The organism is Sphingomonas sp. J344, assembly GCF_024700005.1.
Classification (GTDB): Bacteria; Pseudomonadota; Alphaproteobacteria; order Sphingomonadales; family Sphingomonadaceae; genus Sphingomonas.
Genome location: NZ_JAJONB010000001.1, coordinates 1,406,528 through 1,421,608, shown reverse-complemented (window position 1 = coordinate 1,421,608; position 15,081 = coordinate 1,406,528). Strand labels below are relative to the sequence as shown.

Below are 15,081 nucleotides of genomic sequence, written 5' to 3'. Positions count from 1 at the left end.
CGCGCGCGAGACCTGCGAAAAACCGCGCAGAAAACTGCTTAATCCGCCGGCCACCCTGCCGTTCTACCCCATTGGCGGCTCGGGCTCTCTCGCATTCAGGGGGAACGGAGAGACGCCGGATTGAACGGAGACAAGACATGACTGTTATCGGAACGAACATCGCGAGCCTTCGCGCCGCGAACGCTTCGAAGACGGCGTCGGCCTCGCTGCAGACCGCCATGGAGCGTCTGTCGACTGGCAAGCGCATCAACACTTCGAAGGACGACGCCGCCGGCCTCGCCATCGCATCGACGATGACCTCGTCGATCCGCGGCATGAGCCAGGCGATCCGCAACGCCAATGACGGCGTCAGCCTTGCCCAGACCGCCGAAGGCGCGCTGAGCGAAGTCACCAACATGCTGCAGCGCATCCGCGAACTGTCGGTTCAGTCGGCTTCGGGCACCTATTCGGATAGCGACCGTGCGAACCTTCAGTCGGAAGTGACCGCGCTGACCTCGCAGATCTCGTCGGCGCTCTCGACCACCAAGTTCAACGGCGTGTCGCTGTTCACCACCACCTCGGGCGGCGCGGGAACGACGACCAGCATCCAGACCGGCTACAACTCCGGCGACACGGTTGCGATCACGATCGGCAATATCGACCTCAGCAGCATGTCGGCCGGCACCCGCGCCGCGACTCAGGCAGATGTCGATGCGGGCACGACCCGTGAAGCGACTGCGGACGACGTGACGGCAGGCGCGACCCGCGCTGCGACCGCCGCAGATGTGACCGCCGGTGCGACCCGCGAAGCGACCGCCGACGACGTGACGGCAGGCGCGACCCGCGCTGCGACGCAGGACGACGTCGATGCGGGCGTGACCCGTGAGGCGACGGCTGCGGATGTGACCGCCGGTGTGACCCGTGCGGCAACTGCGGATGACGTAACGGCCGGGGCTACCCGCCTCGCCACGCAGGACGATGTCGACAACGGCCTGATGCGCCCGGCGACTCAGGAAGACATCGACAACGGCTTTGGCGGCAATATCGGTGACGACATTGCGGCTGCAGTTGGCGACGAAGTTCTGGCCGAAGAAGGCGATATGATCGTCGTGAGCGAAGGCGACGAGATCACCGTTTCGGTCGGTGACCAGGTTGCTGCCGAAGAAGGCGACCTGATCGCGGCAGAAGTCGGTGACATGATCGCGGCGGAAGTGGGTGACGACATCGTGGTTTCGGTCGGTGACGATATCGAAACGACGGGCCTGTCGGTTGCGACCTCGGCCGCGGCGACCAGCTCGCTCGCCACGATCGACGCGCTGCTCACCACGGTGAACACGGTCCGCGCCGGCCTTGGCGCCAGCCAGAGCCGCCTGGAATCGGTGGTCAACAACCTGACCAGCAACGTGACCAACCTGACCGAAGCGCGCAGCCGCATCGAGGACGCCGACTTCTCGGCCGAAACGACGGCGCTCGCCAAGGCCCAGATCCTGAGCCAGGCATCGACCGCGATGCTCGCCCAGGCCAACCAGTCGCAGCAGAATGTTCTGACGCTGCTTCGCTAAGCGTGTGCCCGGTCGGGGTGTCACCCCCCTGACAGGCGCCACGGCCGGTCACCCTTCCCTGTTGGAAGGGCATGCGAGGAAGCCCCGGTGGTCGCGAGACCGCCGGGGTTTTTCTTTATTTGGTGGCGGTCCACCTCCCCCTGCGGTGCAGGGGAGGAATGAAGAGATCCCCTACTCCGCCGGCTTCCCGCCGGGGGTCCAGTCGGGGCGGAAGTCGGTATCGGCGAGCCAGCGCGCGGGGCCGATCAGCGACTGGACCGCGCGCGCCATGAACAGAATGTCGAGATTGGCGACGGTATCCTGCGCCGAATGATAGGTCGGCGTCATCGCCCAGCCCGAAATGGTGTGCGCCACCACCCCACGCCGCGCGAGCGCGAAATTATCCGAACGCTCGAAGAAGTTCTGCTCCGGGTACGGGTCCCTGGTGACCAGCGCCCCGCGTTCGGCAAGCGTCGGACCCAGGTTCGAACGCTCGAACCCGGTCATCATCATCGTGCCCTTGGGCAGCTTGGGGTCCTGCGCACCGATCATCTCAAAGGCGAGGTTCGCCACAATGTCGGTGAGCGGCACCGGCGGATTGGCGGCGAAGGCGCGCGATCCGAAGCCGCCCATCTCCTCCGCCCCGAACGCGGCGAACAAGATGCCGCGCTTGTGCCGCTTGCCGCTGCTCAGCGCATGGGCGAGTTCGAGCACGGCGGCGACGCCCGACGCATCGTCGTTCGCCCCATGCATCACCGTCCCGTCAGGCTGGACGCCAAGATGATCGACATGCGCGGCGAGCAGGATCACCCCGGCCTTGGGATCGGTGCCGGGAAGGTAGCCGACCGCATTGGTCGTCTCGACCTCATCGCGCACCAGGTTCAGGCTCATCTCGACCGGCTTGCCCGCCGACTTCGCCGCCTTGTCGAACGCCTCTGCCGGAAGGACGATCACCGACAGCCCGTCTTTGGGGGGCTGACCGGCGAGATAGGAGGTGAGGCGCGGCTGCTTGCCGATCATGTCCCACAATTTCGCGGTCGCCTCGCTCGCGCGCAGCACCAGCAGCTTGGTCCCCTTGCCGCGCACTGCGCGCATCGCGGCGGACGGCGATATCTTCGCGCTCGATACGAACAGGATGTCGCCCCCTGGAATCGCTGCGGCATCGTCACCGGCATAGACCACCGCATCGCCCGTCGCGCGATCCGCGCCGCCCAGGATCAGGGTCGCACCCTTCACCGCCTTGCCCGCGACGGTCACCGCCGGTTCGCCGTCGAGGCGCGGACGGATCACCTTCACCTTCTGGAGATAGGAATCCGCGCCCGGCGCATGCTGAAGCCCATAGCCCTGAAAGCGCGCGGCGACATAAGCGGCGGCAATCGCCTCGTCGCGCGTCGCGCTACCGCGCCCCTGCAACTCCGGCCCGGCAAGGAAGCGGACATGCGCCGCGATCCATTCGGGCTTCACCGTCCAGTCGGTCGCCGGGGCGGCGGTGGTGACCGGCGCAGGCGCTGCGGTCTGGGCAAAGGCAGGCGCGGCGAGCGCGGTGCAGAGCAATGCGGCGGCGAAGATACGCTTCATGAAAACCCCTCAAACTGATCGCGCGACCCTAGCGGGGCCTGCGCACAGGGCAAGGCGTCAGGCTTCGGGCCGGGTCCACAACCAGCCGCCGATCACGGCGGCAGCGCCGATCGTGACGAGCGGCCAGGGCATTGCGGTGAGGAACAGGGTCAGTGCGATGCTGACAGCAAAGGCGATGGTCGCCGCGACCTTGCCGCTGCGGCTCACCGCGCCCCGTTCGCGCCAGCGGACGATATGCGGGCCGAAGCGCGGATGGTTGAGGAGTCTTGCCTCCAGTCGCGGCGAGCTGCGCGCGAAGCAATAGGCCGCCATGATGACGAACACTGTCGTCGGCATCACCGGCAGGAGCGCGCCGATCACCGCGAGGCCGAGGCAGAGAAATCCGGCGATCAGATAGAGATGGCGACGCACCCTAACTGCGTAGCAGGGTTATCGCGACTGTCTCGCAAAAAGCGAACTACCCCAACCGCCGCATCAGCCCCTTTTTCAGCCGGTCATGCGCACTCTTCTTGATCTGGCAGACGCGCGCGGCGCCGACGCCGAGCACCTGGCCGATCTCTTCGAGGTTGAGTTCCTCGACATAATAGAGCTGCACCACCAGCTGCTCCTTTTCGGGCAGTTCGGAAATCGCTTCGATCAGCGCCTCGCGCTGGTCGGCCTCGGCGAGCTGGTCGAATGCGTTCGGCTCATCGGACATGAACCACGGGCCTTCGTCCGAATAGACATCGTCGATCGAATCGAACCGCACCGCCTCGGCGCTGGCATAGTCGCTGCGCAGCTTCTCCACCGTCACGCCCAGCTTCGACGCGACCGCCGCCTCGTCCGGTCGCGCGCCATCGGCGGCGAGCGCGCTCACCGCGTCCTGATAGGCGCGGCGGCGCTTCATCGCGCCGCGCGTGATCGTCGCTTGCCGGCGCAGCTCGTCGATCATCGCGCCGCGCACGCGCGTGTGGAGATATTGGTCGAAGCTGACGAGGCCGCGATCCTCGAAGCTGCCCGCCGCCTCGACCAGCGCGACCAGCCCGATCTGGACCAGATCCTCGACATCGATCAGCGTGCTCATCGACCCATGGACATGCCAGGCGAGCCGCCGGACCAGCGGCATATGCTTGCGCACCAGCGCGTCCATGTCGCGTCGCGTCTCGCCGCTGCGCGCATAGGTGAGTGCAAATTCATTCGGGGCGGGCTGATAGGTCATGCGGCAAGTGCCTCCGGTGCGCCGATCACGGCGACCACCTCGACCGACTTGTCCTCGGGCACTTCAAAGAAGCTCATCACCGGGGTGTCGGGCAGGACGGTGCGGACGAGTTTGCGGATCGCGATGCGGATCGTCGGCTGGACGACGAGCGCGAACGGCTTGGCCTCGGCGACCAGCGGCTGGGCGGCGCGCTGGAGCGCATCGACGATGCGGCGGCCAAGATCGGGCTCGATCGTGTGGCGCTTGGCCGGGTCGGAGCGGATCGCCTGGCCGAGCAGCGCTTCGAGCTGGCCCTCCAGCGTCATCACGCGCAGCGGTTCGCGCACCCCGCACAGCCGCTGGATGATCAAAGGCCCAAGTTCGGGGCGGATCAGCTCGACGATCTCGTCGGCGTCCGCGGTCTTCTGCGCGGCGAGCGCGATCGCGGCGGCGATGCGACGGAATTCCTTGAGCGGGATATTCTCGGCGAGCAGCCCGCGCAGCACCTGGGTCAGCGTCGTGATCGGCAGCGGGTTGGGCGAGAGCGAGGCGACCAGCTGCGCCGCGCGTTCACGCAGGCCGTCGAGCAGCGCCTGAACCTCGTCCGGGCCGAGCAAGTCGGACGCGTTCTGGATCAGCGCCTGGTTGAGGTGTGTCGCCATCACCGTGCCGGGATCGACCACCAGCCAGCCCTGGCCGGTCGCCGCATCGGCATCGGCGGGCGAAATCCACATCGCGTCGAGCCCGAAGGTCGGGTCCTTGGCGGGCTTGCCCGGCAGCGTGCCGACCGCCTGGCCGGTGTCGAGCGCCAGCATCTCGTCGGGCGAGACACTGTCCTCACCGATCACCACGCCGCCGACGACGATACGATAGGCATAGGGGGCCATGTTGATGTCGTCGCGCACCCGCACCTGCGGCACGACGAAGCCCAGTTCCTTCGACAGCTGGCGCCGCACACCGGTGATCCGGCCCATCAGCGCGCCGCCGCGACGCTCGTCGACCAGCGGCACCAGGCCGTAGCCGATGTCGATCATCACCTGCATATTGTCGGTGACCTCTTCCCAGCCGATCCGCGAAGGATCGACGGGTTCGGCGGCCTCGACCATCTCGGGCGGGGGCGGCAGCTTGCTCGCGCGCCACATCTTCCACGCCATGAAACCCGATGCGGCGGCGGCGGGAAGGATAATGAAGGCGGGCATGCCGGGGAGGAAGGCGAGCAGGCCGGTGATGACGGCGACCGGCGTCCAGGTGCGGTGGCTGCCGAACTGGCTGCCGATCTGGCCGGTCAGGTCCTGATCCTTGTTCGCGCTGACACGGGTGACGATCGCGGCGGCGGCGATCGACAGCAGCAGCGCCGGGATCTGCGCGACCAGCGCGTCGCCGATCGCGAGCAGCACATAGGTCTGCGCCGCCTCGCCCAGCGACATGCCATGGCTGACCGGACCCAGGATCAGGCCGCCGATGATGTTGATGAACAGGATCAGCAGGCCGGCGACCGCGTCGCCCTTCACGAACTTGGACGAACCGTCCATCGCGCCGTAGAAATCGGCCTCGGTCGACACCTCGATCCGGCGCGCCTTGGCTTCGTCGGGGGTGATCAGGCCGGCATTGAGGTCGGCGTCGATCGCCATCTGCTTGCCGGGCAAGGCGTCGAGGGTGAAACGCGCCGACACTTCCGACACGCGCCCCGCACCCTTGGTCACCACAATCATGTTGATGATGATGAGGATCGCGAAGACGAACAGGCCGACGACATAATCGCCGCCGATCATGAACGTCCCGAACGCCTCGATCACATGGCCGGCCGCCGCTTCGCCCTCATGCCCATGGCCCAGCACAACGCGGGTCGAGGCGACGTTGAGGCCGAGGCGGAACAAGGTCGCGAACAGCAGCACGGTCGGGAAGGCGGAGAAGTCGAGCGGCTTTTGCGCGTTGAGCGCCACCATCAGCACCGCGAGGCTGATGATGATGTTCATGATGAAAAAGGCGTCGAGCAGGAAGGTCGGCACCGGCACGACCATCATGCCGACCAGCACCAGGATGGCGGCGGGCAATGCGAAGCTGCGGAGCGCGGGGACGATGCCCCCTGAAAGGTCGCTGCGTTCATTGCGGATCAGGCTCCCAGCCGGGCGAGCATCAGGTAAGCGAGCTTGGCGGTCTCCGGCGTCGGGCGCAGCGGGTTGGCCGTCGGCATCGTCGACGCCTTGAGCCGTCCCGCGCTTTGCAGCCGGTCGAGCGTGGTCAGCCAGCCGCGATCCTGCCCGACCGCTTCATTGCCGAGCACCACTTCGACATCGTCGCCGAGCGAGGCGACGAGCGTCTGGAACTTCGCGTCGAGATTGCCGGAGGCGAGGCCGGTGGCACCGACCGCAGCTGCGCCGCGATCGAGCTTGCCGGCGAAGCGCTCATAGATTTGCCCGAGCGTGCGCTGCGACCCGTCCGAGGTGTAGAAGATGTTGCGGTTGGCGCGCGCTGCTGCGGGGAACATGCTCGCAGCGCCGCGCGTCGGATCGGCGTCCATCGCGCGCAGGAATTTGCGCGCGCCGCCCAGACCCAGGAAATGCGCCATATAGAGGTCGGTGCCGGTCGTCTCGCGACCCAGCGATGCTTCCAGCGACGCCTTGTTGTCGCTGGCGTGCTCCGCGGCCATGAGCGACGCAGCCTGTGGATCGTTGCGCAGCGACAGGATCGCCTGTCGGGTCGCTGCATCGGCGACGGTGAACCGGCCATTGGCGGTCTGGCGGATGCTGTCGGCCGCCCAGCCAAGGCCGTGCTTCTGCCCATGCTCCTTGACGACGCCGAGCCAGCTCTGCTCGATGAACTGATAGAGGCCGGTCGCGCTGGAGGTGCGCGCGCGCGCATCGGCGCGCAGCCCGCTTTCGACCTGTGCCTGGCCGAGCAGATAGTTGAAGTCGATGCCGGTCTTCTGGCTCGCCGTCGCGATCGCCGTGGTGACGGTCGTCCGGGCTCCGATCGAAGGTACGGTCATAGGCCTTGCTTCTCATCCCCTTGGGTCCAGGGAGATCAGCAAGAGGCGTGCCAATATTGCGAAATAGGCGTCACCCCAGCGAAAGCTGGGGTCTTTCGCCTCAAAAGACCCCAGCTTTCGCCGGGGTGACGGGCATGCAATCAGCCGGCGGCAAATCCGGGCCGGTAGGACGGCAAATCATTGCCGGTCAGTGCCGTCAGCCGCCGCCGCACATTCGCGGCCATCAGGTTGACATAGATGCGACAGCTCTCATTGAGCCGGTGCGCTTCCTCGGCGAGCGCCCTGAGCTCGCTGGACAACGCGGGATCGTCGTCATTGGCGGCCCCCACCGCCTCGATCCCGATCAACTTCTCGCGCGTCGCACGTTCGAGCGCGGCGACGTCGTTCGCCTTCAGCGCGGCGATCTCGGCATGCAGCGCCTCGATCACGCGGACCAGGGCGTCATGCCGGGTCATTCGGGTTCCACTGAAGCTTGAGCGCGAGCAGCCGGTCGGCGATGGTCGAGGGGACCAGCGGGAAATTGCCGTCGGCAATCGCCTTCTTGATCCGCGCCACGCGCTCGGCATCGACCGGTGCGCTGGCAGCGGCCGACTGGGTCAGCGACGCGGCGGCGCTGGTATTGGCAGCCTGGCTCGCGCCCTCCACCGACCGCACGGGCGCGGCTGGAGACACCGGCGTGAGCCGGGAAGCGAGTGATGCAGGCTTGAAGCCGACTGGATCCACCATGTCTGCGACCCTTTTTCTGCGGACATACGCGAAAACGACGCTTTGACGGGGAGCTTTAGGAAAAAATGCACGGGCGGCGATTTTTTCTGCCGCCCAGCGGATCAGTCGCCGAAGCCGGGCAGTTTCGCGCGACCCGGCGCGAGCGCGATTGCCGCGACGGGCGGACGTTTGTCGTCGGTCTTGACCAGCACGCGGCCGCCCACGGCCGCATCGGCCATCGCCAGCCCCTCGCGCGTGATCGAGAAGCCGGCGGCACCCGCCTCCAGCATCACGGGATCGCCGCGACGGATCACCAGTTCGGGCTTGGCCGCAGCCGGTGTCGGCGCGGCGGCCACCGTGGTCGGTGCGGCCTTGGGCAGCGCGTTGATCGCGACAAAGACGCGCCATTGCTGCGGCCCCTGGCACCGGATCACCACCGCGTCCTCGGCGGGCGAGCGCCAGCTGAGCTGCGGCGCATCGCACGCTGCAAGCTTGAGGCGCTTGTCTACCGCAGCGCGCGCACCGCCCTCGGCTCCAATCGGTGCACCGGCAAAGCGTTCGACGAGCAGGTCGAGCGCGTCGGTCGATTGAAAGGCCGCGGTCGGGCCGGACAGAGCGATCAGGAGTGCGATCATTGTTGGTCTCCAGCTTCTGATTCAGGATCGCCGGCAAAGCCGACGGACAGGGTCACGGCGCGGCGGTTGCCGGGCGCGACGCGAAGGATGAGGCGTTCGGGCGACACAGCACCTTCTGCCACAAGCGCGGCAGCAGCTGCGCGCGCACGGTCAGCGGCGAGGATGGCGGCGCTGCCGGTGCGCGGATCGGTATCGCCCTCGGGCGCGGTCGATCCGGTGATGGTGATGACGGTCCGCTTGTCGCGCGCGACATCGCGCGCCCAGCTGATCGTGGCGGTCAGATCGGCATAGGCGCTCCCCGGCGCATAGCCATCGACGCGCGCCCGGGCGACCGCCATCGGGTCGACCGGCGCGGGCGCTTCGACGCCGAATCCGCTGCGCAGGCCCGCGAGCAGGCGGGTGCGATCCGCTTCGCGATGCGCCTGAAGCAGCACGAAGAAGCCGATCAGCAGCAACGCCAGATCGGCGAGCGTGATCAGCCAGACCGATCGCGCCGGCGCGATGTCGTCCCAGCTGTCGGGGCTGAGCGCGCCGGTCATGCCGCCATCTCACGCTTGCGCGCACGCTCTAGAGTAGCAAGTCTTGCCAGTGGGGCTGCGAGCCGCAGCCGTTCAGCCGCCTCGACACGGGCGAGGCGCTTGAGCCGGGCAACGATCGGCATGGCGACGAGGTTGGCGAGCAGTGCTCCGTACAGCGTGGCAAGCAGTGCCACCGCCATCGCCGCGCCAACCCGGTCGGGATCTTCCATCGCCGCGAACATGCGGACCAGCCCCAGGATCGTGCCGATCAGCCCCATTGCGGGCGCGACCTCGGCCACCCCGCTCCACAGTTCGATCGCCGCGCGATGCCGCTCGGCACGGATCGCTGCGCGGTCGCGGATGGCCGCCTCGATGTCCGACGGGGTCGCGCCATCGACCGCCGCCGCGACCGCCGCCGCCATGTCGGGATCGTCGATGACCGAGCGGTCGAGCGCGATCAGGCCGTGGCGCTTGGCAATGCGTTCGAGCGACCCGGCCTGCGCAATCAGCGGCTCGGCGTCGAACGGACGACGCAGCAGCGTCTTGAGCGCGACCAGCCCGCGTCCGACGTCGGCCAGCCGGTGCCGCAGCACGACGCTGACCGCCGTGCCGCCCAGCACGATGGCAAGCGCCAGCGGATCGAGCAGCACGGAGGAGTCGAGCGGGGCGAACGCGGCGAGATCGGCGGATGCGGCACTGTTCATGCGCGTAGTCTTTGCAAGCGCCGGGCCAAATCGCCCGCCACCAAGGAATGACCGGCAAGATGACAGGGAACCGGCAAAACCGGCAAATCCGCTGCCGTCCGCGCGGCAAACTCTTGCCGCCCACAGTGTCAAATGCAGCAATCGCGGCGATTTCAGCCCGCTTCCCGCAAACTGGCACGCCCATTGCTAGGAACCCTGCGAACATTGGCATGAGGACCGTCAATATGGGCAGCAACAGTCTCTTCGGGGTGCACGGCGCGGCGCTCGAAGTGCGTTCGCAGCGCATGGGCGTGCTCGCGTCGAACATCGCGAACGCATCGACGCCCGGCTTCAAGGCGAAGGATATCGATTTTCGCGAGGCGCTGAGCGCGATCGAGACGCCCGGAATGGCCGGCGCCGATCCGATCGGCGGCGCGACCAAATATCGCACTCCGCTTCAGTCCAGCCTCGACGGAAACACCGTCGAGCTGGCCACCGAACAGACCGCCTTTGCAGAGAATGCCGTCGCCTATCAGACGACGCTCGCATTCCTCAACGGGCGCATCGACACGCTCAAGCGCGCGCTGAAGGGAGAGTAACCCATGTCCGAGCAGCCGCTTTCCATCTTCCAGGTCGCGGGCCGCGCCATGTCGGCGCAGCTCGTGCGGATGAACACCACCGCCTCCAACCTCGCCAATGTCGGCCAGGTCGCGTCCAATCCGGGCGAAGCCTATCGCTCGATGAAACCCGTCTTCCGCACGCATTTCGATGCGGCGAGCGGCATGGCGACGGTCGATGTCGAAAACGTCGTCGTCGCCGGCGAAGCGCCCACCAAGCGCTATGACCCCGGCAACCCGATGGCCGACAAGGACGGCAATGTCTGGGAAAGCGCAGTCGATGAGACCCGCGAGCTGGTCGACATGATGGAGACCGCCCGCACCTATCAGAACAATGTCGAAGTGATGCAGACGGCAAAGACGCTGATCACCCAGACGCTGAACCTGGGACGCAGCTGATGAGCTTCGACACGACCATGGCCAATCTGGGCATCGGCCGCACCGGCACGGCGCAGGCGAACACCAATTCGCTCGGCACTTCCGCGATGGATCAGTCCGACTTTCTGACGCTGATGACCGCGCAGATGAAGAATCAGGATCCGTTCGATCCGGTCGACAACACCCAGATGGTCGCCCAGATGGCGCAGTTTTCGTCGCTCGCGGGAATCAGCGAGATGAACACGACGCTGCAGGCGATCGCGGCAAAGCTCAACGCGACCTCGACCACCGATCTTGTCTCATGGGTCGGGCGCACCGTGCTGACCGAAGGCGCAGTGGCCTATCCACGCACCGATGGGTCGCTCGGCGGGATGATCGAGCTGGGCGCAGACGCCGCCGAGGTCAATGTCGTGATCGAGGGGCCGAACGGCGAGATCCTCAAGAATGTCTCGCTCGGCGCCGCGCCTTCAGGCCGCACCGAATTCGAATGGGACGGAACCACCGATACCGGTGAGCCGGCCGGCAATGGCCCCTTCACCCTCCGCGTCGCCGCGCGCGATGCCGATGGCGACGTCGTCACCGCCAAGCCGCTCGTCTGGGCTCCCGTGACTGCGGTCGCGATGGGCAGCGACGGCAACCCGGTCCTTACCCTGCCTGGCATCGGCCAGGTGTCCACCACCGCGATCCGCCAGATCGGCTGAGTTCAAACAGGAGCAATTCGATGTCTTTCTTCACCTCGCTCTCCGGTCTTCAGGCGGCGCAGACCGACATGTCGACCATCAGCCACAATCTGTCGAACGTCTCGACGAACGGCTTCAAGAAGAGCCGCACCGAGTTCGCCGACGTGATCGCGTCGAGCGTGTCGCTCAACCCCAACCAGATGATCGGTTCGGGCACGGTGGTGAAGGCGATCCGTCAGCAGTTCGGCCAGGGCGGAATGCAACAGTCTTCCTCCAGCCTCGACATCGCGATTGCCGGCGACGGCTTTTTCGCGGTCAAGCCGAGCCTGGAGGCCGCCGGGGTCAATTTCACCCGCAACGGCAGCTTCCTGGTCAACAGCGACCGCTACGTCACCGACTCGCAGGGTGGTTATCTGCAGGTTTATCCGGTTGATGGATCGGGCGCAGTGGTGGCGACGGGCCTTGGCTCCACCGTAAACCTGCGCCTGCCGCAGACCAGCGGCGTGCCGGAGGCGACCGAAAATGTCGCGCTCTCGCTCAACCTGTCCGCCTATTCGGCCGTCCCCTCGGAAGCATCGCGCTTCACCGAAGATACACCCTATGCGTTCGATCGTTTCGATCCGGGCACCTACAACAACTCGACCCAGACGACGATCTACGATGCCAGCGGCAACCCGCTTACGATGACCAGCTATTTCGTGCGCGAGACGACTGACGCGCCATCGACCTGGTCGGTTTACAGCTTTGTCGGCGACAAGCAGCTTGGCACCGATGCCGCCAATCCGCAGCCGGTGACGTTGACGTTCGACGCCAGTGGCGCGCTGACAAGTCCGACCGAGCCGACCCAATTCGCGCCCTTCACCGTCGGATCGAGCACGGCCGAGCAGAGCATCGCGCTCGACTTTGGGACGAGCACCACGCTGCTCGGCGCGCCGTTCAGCATCAACAGCCGCAGCCAGGATGGCAAGGCGGTCGGCCAGCTCGACGGCGTGACCGTGGGCGAGGACGGCATTGTCCGGGCCAGCTTCTCCAACGGCGACAGTCTGGCGCTGGGCAAGATGGCGCTCGCCAACTTCTCCAACCCGTCGGGGCTGCGCCAGCTCGGCAATTCGACCTGGGCCGCGACCGGCCTGTCGGGCGAACCGCGGTTGGGCGAGCCGGGGGTCAACGGCTTTGGCGGGCTGATGTCCGGCGCGATCGAGCGGTCCAACGTCGACATCACCGAGGAGCTGGTGGGACTGATCGCGGCGCAGCGCAACTTCCAGGCGAACGCCAAGGCGCTCGATACCGCGAGCCAGATCTCGCAGACCATCTTCAACATCCGCAGCTGATTTCAGCGATTTAGGAGGCATTCGCGATGGATAGACTCGTCTATACCGCCCTGTCCGGTCTCAAGGGCCAGATGCAGGCGCAGGCGACGATCGCGAACAATATCGCGAACGCCTCGACCATCGGATACCGCGCCGACCGGGTCAATTTCGAACGCCTGCTGGTGCAGGGCGACGGCCATGACAGCCGCCAGCCCAGCGTCGAGACGGTGGTCGACATGGACCGCCGAGCCGGCGCGATCACCCAGACCGGGCGCGGGCTGGACGTCGCGATCACCGACGAGGGCTGGCTCGCGGTCCAGGCCGCCGATGGAAGCGAAGCATACACCCGGCGCGGCGATTTGCGCGTCGCACCGAGTGGCGTCTTGGAAACCGGCGACGGTTTCCCGGTGATGGGGTCGGGGGCCCCATCACCGTGCCGCCGCACGACAAGATCATGATCGCCGCCGACGGATCGCTGTCGATCGTCCCGCCGGGGGCCGATCCCGCGCAGCCGCCGCAAGTGATCGACCAGATCAAGCTGGTCAGCGATGCTGGCAGCCGTACCGTCAAGGGACTGGACAATCTGCTCCACGTCCGCGGCGGCGGCGCGCTGCCACAGGATATGGACGCGACATTGATGTCCGGCGCGCTCGAAGGATCGAACGTCAACCTCACCCAGGCGCTGGTCGACATGATCGAGAACCAGCGCAGCTACGAGGTGCAGGCGAACCTGCTCCGCGAAGCCAAGTCGATGGACGAGAGCGCCGCATCGCTGATGCGCGTCAGCTAAGAATTTCAGAGAAGGATTAGACCCATGGGTTCCGCAGCAATGCACATCGCGCGCACCGGGCTTGATGCCCAGGACATGCGCATGCGGGTGATCTCGAACAACCTCGCGAACGTGAACACCACCGGGTACAAGCGCGACCGGGCGAGCTTCGAGGCTTTGGCCTATCAGGTCGTCACCGCGCCCGGCGCGGCGAGCACCGCCGAGACGCGCTACGCCACCGGCACCAATCTCGGCACCGGCGTGCGCATTCAGGGCACGGCGCGGATCGACACCCAGGGCGCGATGCAGACCACCGGCAACGCGCTCGACATGGCGCTCGACGGCAATGGCTATTTCCAGGTGCAGATGCCGGGCGGCCAGCTCGGCTATACCCGCGCCGGCAACTTCGCGCGCTCGCCCGAGGGCATGCTGGTGACCAGCGAGGGCTATCAGGTGATGCCCGGCATCACGATCCCCGAAGGCGCAACGTCGATCACCGTCGGCAGCGACGGCACGGTCAGCGCGACCATCGCGGGCCAGACCGAGGCAAGCCAGGTCGGCCAGATCCAGATCGCCGCCTTCCCGAACAGCGCAGGACTGCAGGCGATCGGCGACAACTACCTCGTCGAAACCGCCGCGAGCGGTGCGGTCAATCTCGGGATCGCCGGGCAGGACGGGCGCGGCAACATCCGCCAGGGCATGCTCGAAGGGTCGAACGTCAATGTCGTGGAAGAGCTGGTCGACATGATCGAGACCCAGCGCGCCTATGAGGTCAATTCCAAGATGATCTCGGCGTCGGACGAGATGCTCCAGTACATCAACCAGAATGTCTGAGGGCCATATGATGCGCACCGTCTCCGCCCTCGCCGCCCTCACCGCCTGCGCGTTCGTCGCGCAGCCGGTCGATGCGAAGCTGTTCGGCAAGAAGCAGCCGGCGGAGGATTTCACGGTCACGCTGCCCGCGCCGGTCGCGCCGCCGCCTGCTGCCAATGGGTCGATCTTTCAGGCGAGCGAAGGCTATGCCGCGCTCCACGAAGGCACGCGCGCGCGCCGGGTCGGCGATCCCGTCACGATCGTGCTGGTCGAGCGGACCAGCGCGTCCAAATCGGCGGGCACCAACCTCGACAGCGGCGGCGGCTTCTCGCTGACTCCGCCGAGCACCGGTGCGTTGTCGCTGTTCAAGGAAAGCGATGCCAGCATCAGCGGCAAGCGCGGGTTCAAGGGCACCGGCGCCGCCGATCAGTCGAACGCGCTGTCAGGCGAAATCAGCGTGACGGTCGCCGCCGTGCTGCCCAACGGCACGATGCTGGTTCAGGGACAGAAGCGCGTCACGCTCAACCGCGGTGACGAGTTCATCCAGATCAAGGGGATCATCCGCCCGACCGATATCGATGCGAACAACCGGATCGCGTCGACCCGGGTCGCCGATGCCCGCATCGCCTATACCGGCAAGGGCGATGTCGCCCGCGCCGCCCGCCAGGGGTGGTTCAGCCGCTTCTTCCAGTCGATCAGCCCGTTCTGA

The 15,081-nt window shown here is 66.7% G+C and carries 17 protein-coding genes and 1 pseudogene; 8 read left to right on the top strand and 10 right to left on the bottom strand.

Features of this window, described 5'->3' with window-relative positions:
* Positions 1–137 precede the first annotated feature (137 nt).
* Entirely contained in the window at positions 138–1,541 is a 1,404-nt protein-coding gene (locus tag LRS12_RS20280; RefSeq protein WP_374580510.1) for a flagellin, read from the top strand.
* A 171-nt stretch (positions 1,542–1,712) separates the two neighbouring features.
* On the opposite strand, the gene LRS12_RS07225 is transcribed toward LRS12_RS20280, so the two are convergent.
* The 10 genes from LRS12_RS07225 to LRS12_RS07180 form a co-directional block, all read right to left on the bottom strand.
* A complete protein-coding gene (locus LRS12_RS07225) occupies positions 1,713–3,098 on the bottom strand; it encodes a M28 family metallopeptidase (protein WP_257843969.1) in 1,386 nt (461 codons plus the stop codon).
* 57 nt (positions 3,099–3,155) lie between these two features.
* Entirely contained in the window at positions 3,156–3,509 is a 354-nt protein-coding gene (locus LRS12_RS07220; RefSeq protein ID WP_257843968.1) for a YbaN family protein, read from the bottom strand.
* Positions 3,510–3,555: 46 nt separating this feature from the next.
* Complete coding sequence (locus tag LRS12_RS07215) at positions 3,556–4,296, bottom strand: sigma-70 family RNA polymerase sigma factor (RefSeq protein WP_257843967.1); 741 nt, start codon at positions 4,294–4,296, stop codon at positions 3,556–3,558.
* Positions 4,293–6,299: a flagellar biosynthesis protein FlhA gene (flhA, locus tag LRS12_RS07210; protein ID WP_374581267.1), complete on the bottom strand. Its 2,007-nt coding sequence runs from the start codon at positions 6,297–6,299 to the stop codon at positions 4,293–4,295. The genes LRS12_RS07215 and flhA overlap by 4 nt, the downstream gene beginning before the upstream one ends.
* A gap of 89 nt (positions 6,300–6,388) precedes the next feature.
* Positions 6,389–7,264, bottom strand: a complete 876-nt coding sequence (locus tag LRS12_RS07205; protein ID WP_257843965.1) for a lytic transglycosylase domain-containing protein — start codon at positions 7,262–7,264, stop codon at positions 6,389–6,391.
* A gap of 140 nt (positions 7,265–7,404) precedes the next feature.
* Positions 7,405–7,719 (bottom strand): flagellar protein FlgN, encoded by a 315-nt coding sequence (locus LRS12_RS07200; protein ID WP_257843963.1) that lies wholly within the window; start codon positions 7,717–7,719, stop codon positions 7,405–7,407.
* A complete protein-coding gene (gene flgM / locus LRS12_RS07195) occupies positions 7,706–7,990 on the bottom strand; it encodes a flagellar biosynthesis anti-sigma factor FlgM (RefSeq protein ID WP_257843962.1) in 285 nt (94 codons plus the stop codon). The genes LRS12_RS07200 and flgM overlap by 14 nt, the downstream gene beginning before the upstream one ends.
* 101 nt (positions 7,991–8,091) lie before the next feature.
* Positions 8,092–8,604, bottom strand: a complete 513-nt coding sequence (locus LRS12_RS07190; RefSeq protein ID WP_257843961.1) for a flagella basal body P-ring formation protein FlgA — start codon at positions 8,602–8,604, stop codon at positions 8,092–8,094.
* Positions 8,601–9,143, bottom strand: coding sequence for an OmpA family protein (locus LRS12_RS07185; RefSeq protein ID WP_257843960.1), 543 nt, complete (start codon positions 9,141–9,143; stop codon positions 8,601–8,603). The genes LRS12_RS07190 and LRS12_RS07185 overlap by 4 nt, the downstream gene beginning before the upstream one ends.
* Positions 9,140–9,826, bottom strand: coding sequence for a motility protein A (locus LRS12_RS07180; protein WP_257843959.1), 687 nt, complete (start codon positions 9,824–9,826; stop codon positions 9,140–9,142). Before LRS12_RS07180 ends, LRS12_RS07185 begins: the two co-directional genes overlap by 4 nt.
* A 224-nt stretch (positions 9,827–10,050) precedes the next feature.
* Here LRS12_RS07180 and LRS12_RS07175 point away from each other — a divergent pair, with 224 nt between their 5' ends.
* The 7 genes and pseudogenes from LRS12_RS07175 to LRS12_RS07145 all read left to right on the top strand — a co-directional run bounded on the left by LRS12_RS07175 (position 10,051) and on the right by LRS12_RS07145 (position 15,081).
* Entirely contained in the window at positions 10,051–10,404 is a 354-nt protein-coding gene (locus LRS12_RS07175) for a flagellar basal body protein (protein WP_257845454.1), read from the top strand.
* 3 nt (positions 10,405–10,407) lie between these two features.
* Positions 10,408–10,821: a flagellar basal body rod protein FlgC gene (gene flgC, locus LRS12_RS07170; protein WP_257843957.1), complete on the top strand. Its 414-nt coding sequence runs from the start codon at positions 10,408–10,410 to the stop codon at positions 10,819–10,821.
* Positions 10,821–11,501 (top strand): flagellar hook assembly protein FlgD, encoded by a 681-nt coding sequence (locus LRS12_RS07165; RefSeq protein ID WP_257843956.1) that lies wholly within the window; start codon positions 10,821–10,823, stop codon positions 11,499–11,501. Before flgC ends, LRS12_RS07165 begins: the two co-directional genes overlap by 1 nt.
* A gap of 20 nt (positions 11,502–11,521) precedes the next feature.
* Positions 11,522–12,811, top strand: a complete 1,290-nt coding sequence (locus LRS12_RS07160) for a flagellar hook protein FlgE (RefSeq protein ID WP_257843955.1) — start codon at positions 11,522–11,524, stop codon at positions 12,809–12,811.
* Between the two features lie 26 nt (positions 12,812–12,837).
* Positions 12,838–13,580: pseudogene (flgF, locus tag LRS12_RS07155) on the top strand (flagellar basal-body rod protein FlgF).
* 24 nt (positions 13,581–13,604) lie between these two features.
* A complete protein-coding gene (gene flgG, locus LRS12_RS07150) occupies positions 13,605–14,393 on the top strand; it encodes a flagellar basal-body rod protein FlgG (RefSeq protein ID WP_257843954.1) in 789 nt (262 codons plus the stop codon).
* Positions 14,386–15,081 carry a flagellar basal body L-ring protein FlgH gene (locus LRS12_RS07145; protein WP_374580503.1) on the top strand — a complete coding sequence of 232 codons (696 nt, stop codon included), beginning with the start codon at positions 14,386–14,388 and terminating at the stop codon, positions 15,079–15,081. Before flgG ends, LRS12_RS07145 begins: the two co-directional genes overlap by 8 nt.

Excerpts from the sequence above, each read along its gene's own strand:
- LRS12_RS20280 (WP_374580510.1), top strand. The coding sequence starts at position 138 with ATGACTGTTATCGGAACGAACATCGCGAGCCTTCGCGCCGCGAACGCT.
- LRS12_RS07225 (WP_257843969.1), bottom strand. The coding sequence starts at position 3,098 with ATGAAGCGTATCTTCGCCGCCGCATTGCTCTGCACCGCGCTCGCCGCG.
- LRS12_RS07215 (WP_257843967.1), bottom strand. The coding sequence starts at position 4,296 with ATGACCTATCAGCCCGCCCCGAATGAATTTGCACTCACCTATGCGCGC.
- flhA (WP_374581267.1), bottom strand. The coding sequence starts at position 6,299 with ATGATGGTCGTGCCGGTGCCGACCTTCCTGCTCGACGCCTTTTTCATC.
- LRS12_RS07205 (WP_257843965.1), bottom strand. The coding sequence starts at position 7,264 with ATGACCGTACCTTCGATCGGAGCCCGGACGACCGTCACCACGGCGATC.
- LRS12_RS07200 (WP_257843963.1), bottom strand. The coding sequence starts at position 7,719 with ATGACCCGGCATGACGCCCTGGTCCGCGTGATCGAGGCGCTGCATGCC.
- flgM (WP_257843962.1), bottom strand. The coding sequence starts at position 7,990 with ATGGTGGATCCAGTCGGCTTCAAGCCTGCATCACTCGCTTCCCGGCTC.
- LRS12_RS07190 (WP_257843961.1), bottom strand. The coding sequence starts at position 8,604 with ATGATCGCACTCCTGATCGCTCTGTCCGGCCCGACCGCGGCCTTTCAA.
- LRS12_RS07185 (WP_257843960.1), bottom strand. The coding sequence starts at position 9,143 with ATGACCGGCGCGCTCAGCCCCGACAGCTGGGACGACATCGCGCCGGCG.
- LRS12_RS07180 (WP_257843959.1), bottom strand. The coding sequence starts at position 9,826 with ATGAACAGTGCCGCATCCGCCGATCTCGCCGCGTTCGCCCCGCTCGAC.
- LRS12_RS07175 (WP_257845454.1), top strand. The coding sequence starts at position 10,051 with ATGGGCAGCAACAGTCTCTTCGGGGTGCACGGCGCGGCGCTCGAAGTG.
- flgC (WP_257843957.1), top strand. The coding sequence starts at position 10,408 with ATGTCCGAGCAGCCGCTTTCCATCTTCCAGGTCGCGGGCCGCGCCATG.
- LRS12_RS07165 (WP_257843956.1), top strand. The coding sequence starts at position 10,821 with ATGAGCTTCGACACGACCATGGCCAATCTGGGCATCGGCCGCACCGGC.
- LRS12_RS07160 (WP_257843955.1), top strand. The coding sequence starts at position 11,522 with ATGTCTTTCTTCACCTCGCTCTCCGGTCTTCAGGCGGCGCAGACCGAC.
- flgG (WP_257843954.1), top strand. The coding sequence starts at position 13,605 with ATGGGTTCCGCAGCAATGCACATCGCGCGCACCGGGCTTGATGCCCAG.
- LRS12_RS07145 (WP_374580503.1), top strand. The coding sequence starts at position 14,386 with ATGTCTGAGGGCCATATGATGCGCACCGTCTCCGCCCTCGCCGCCCTC.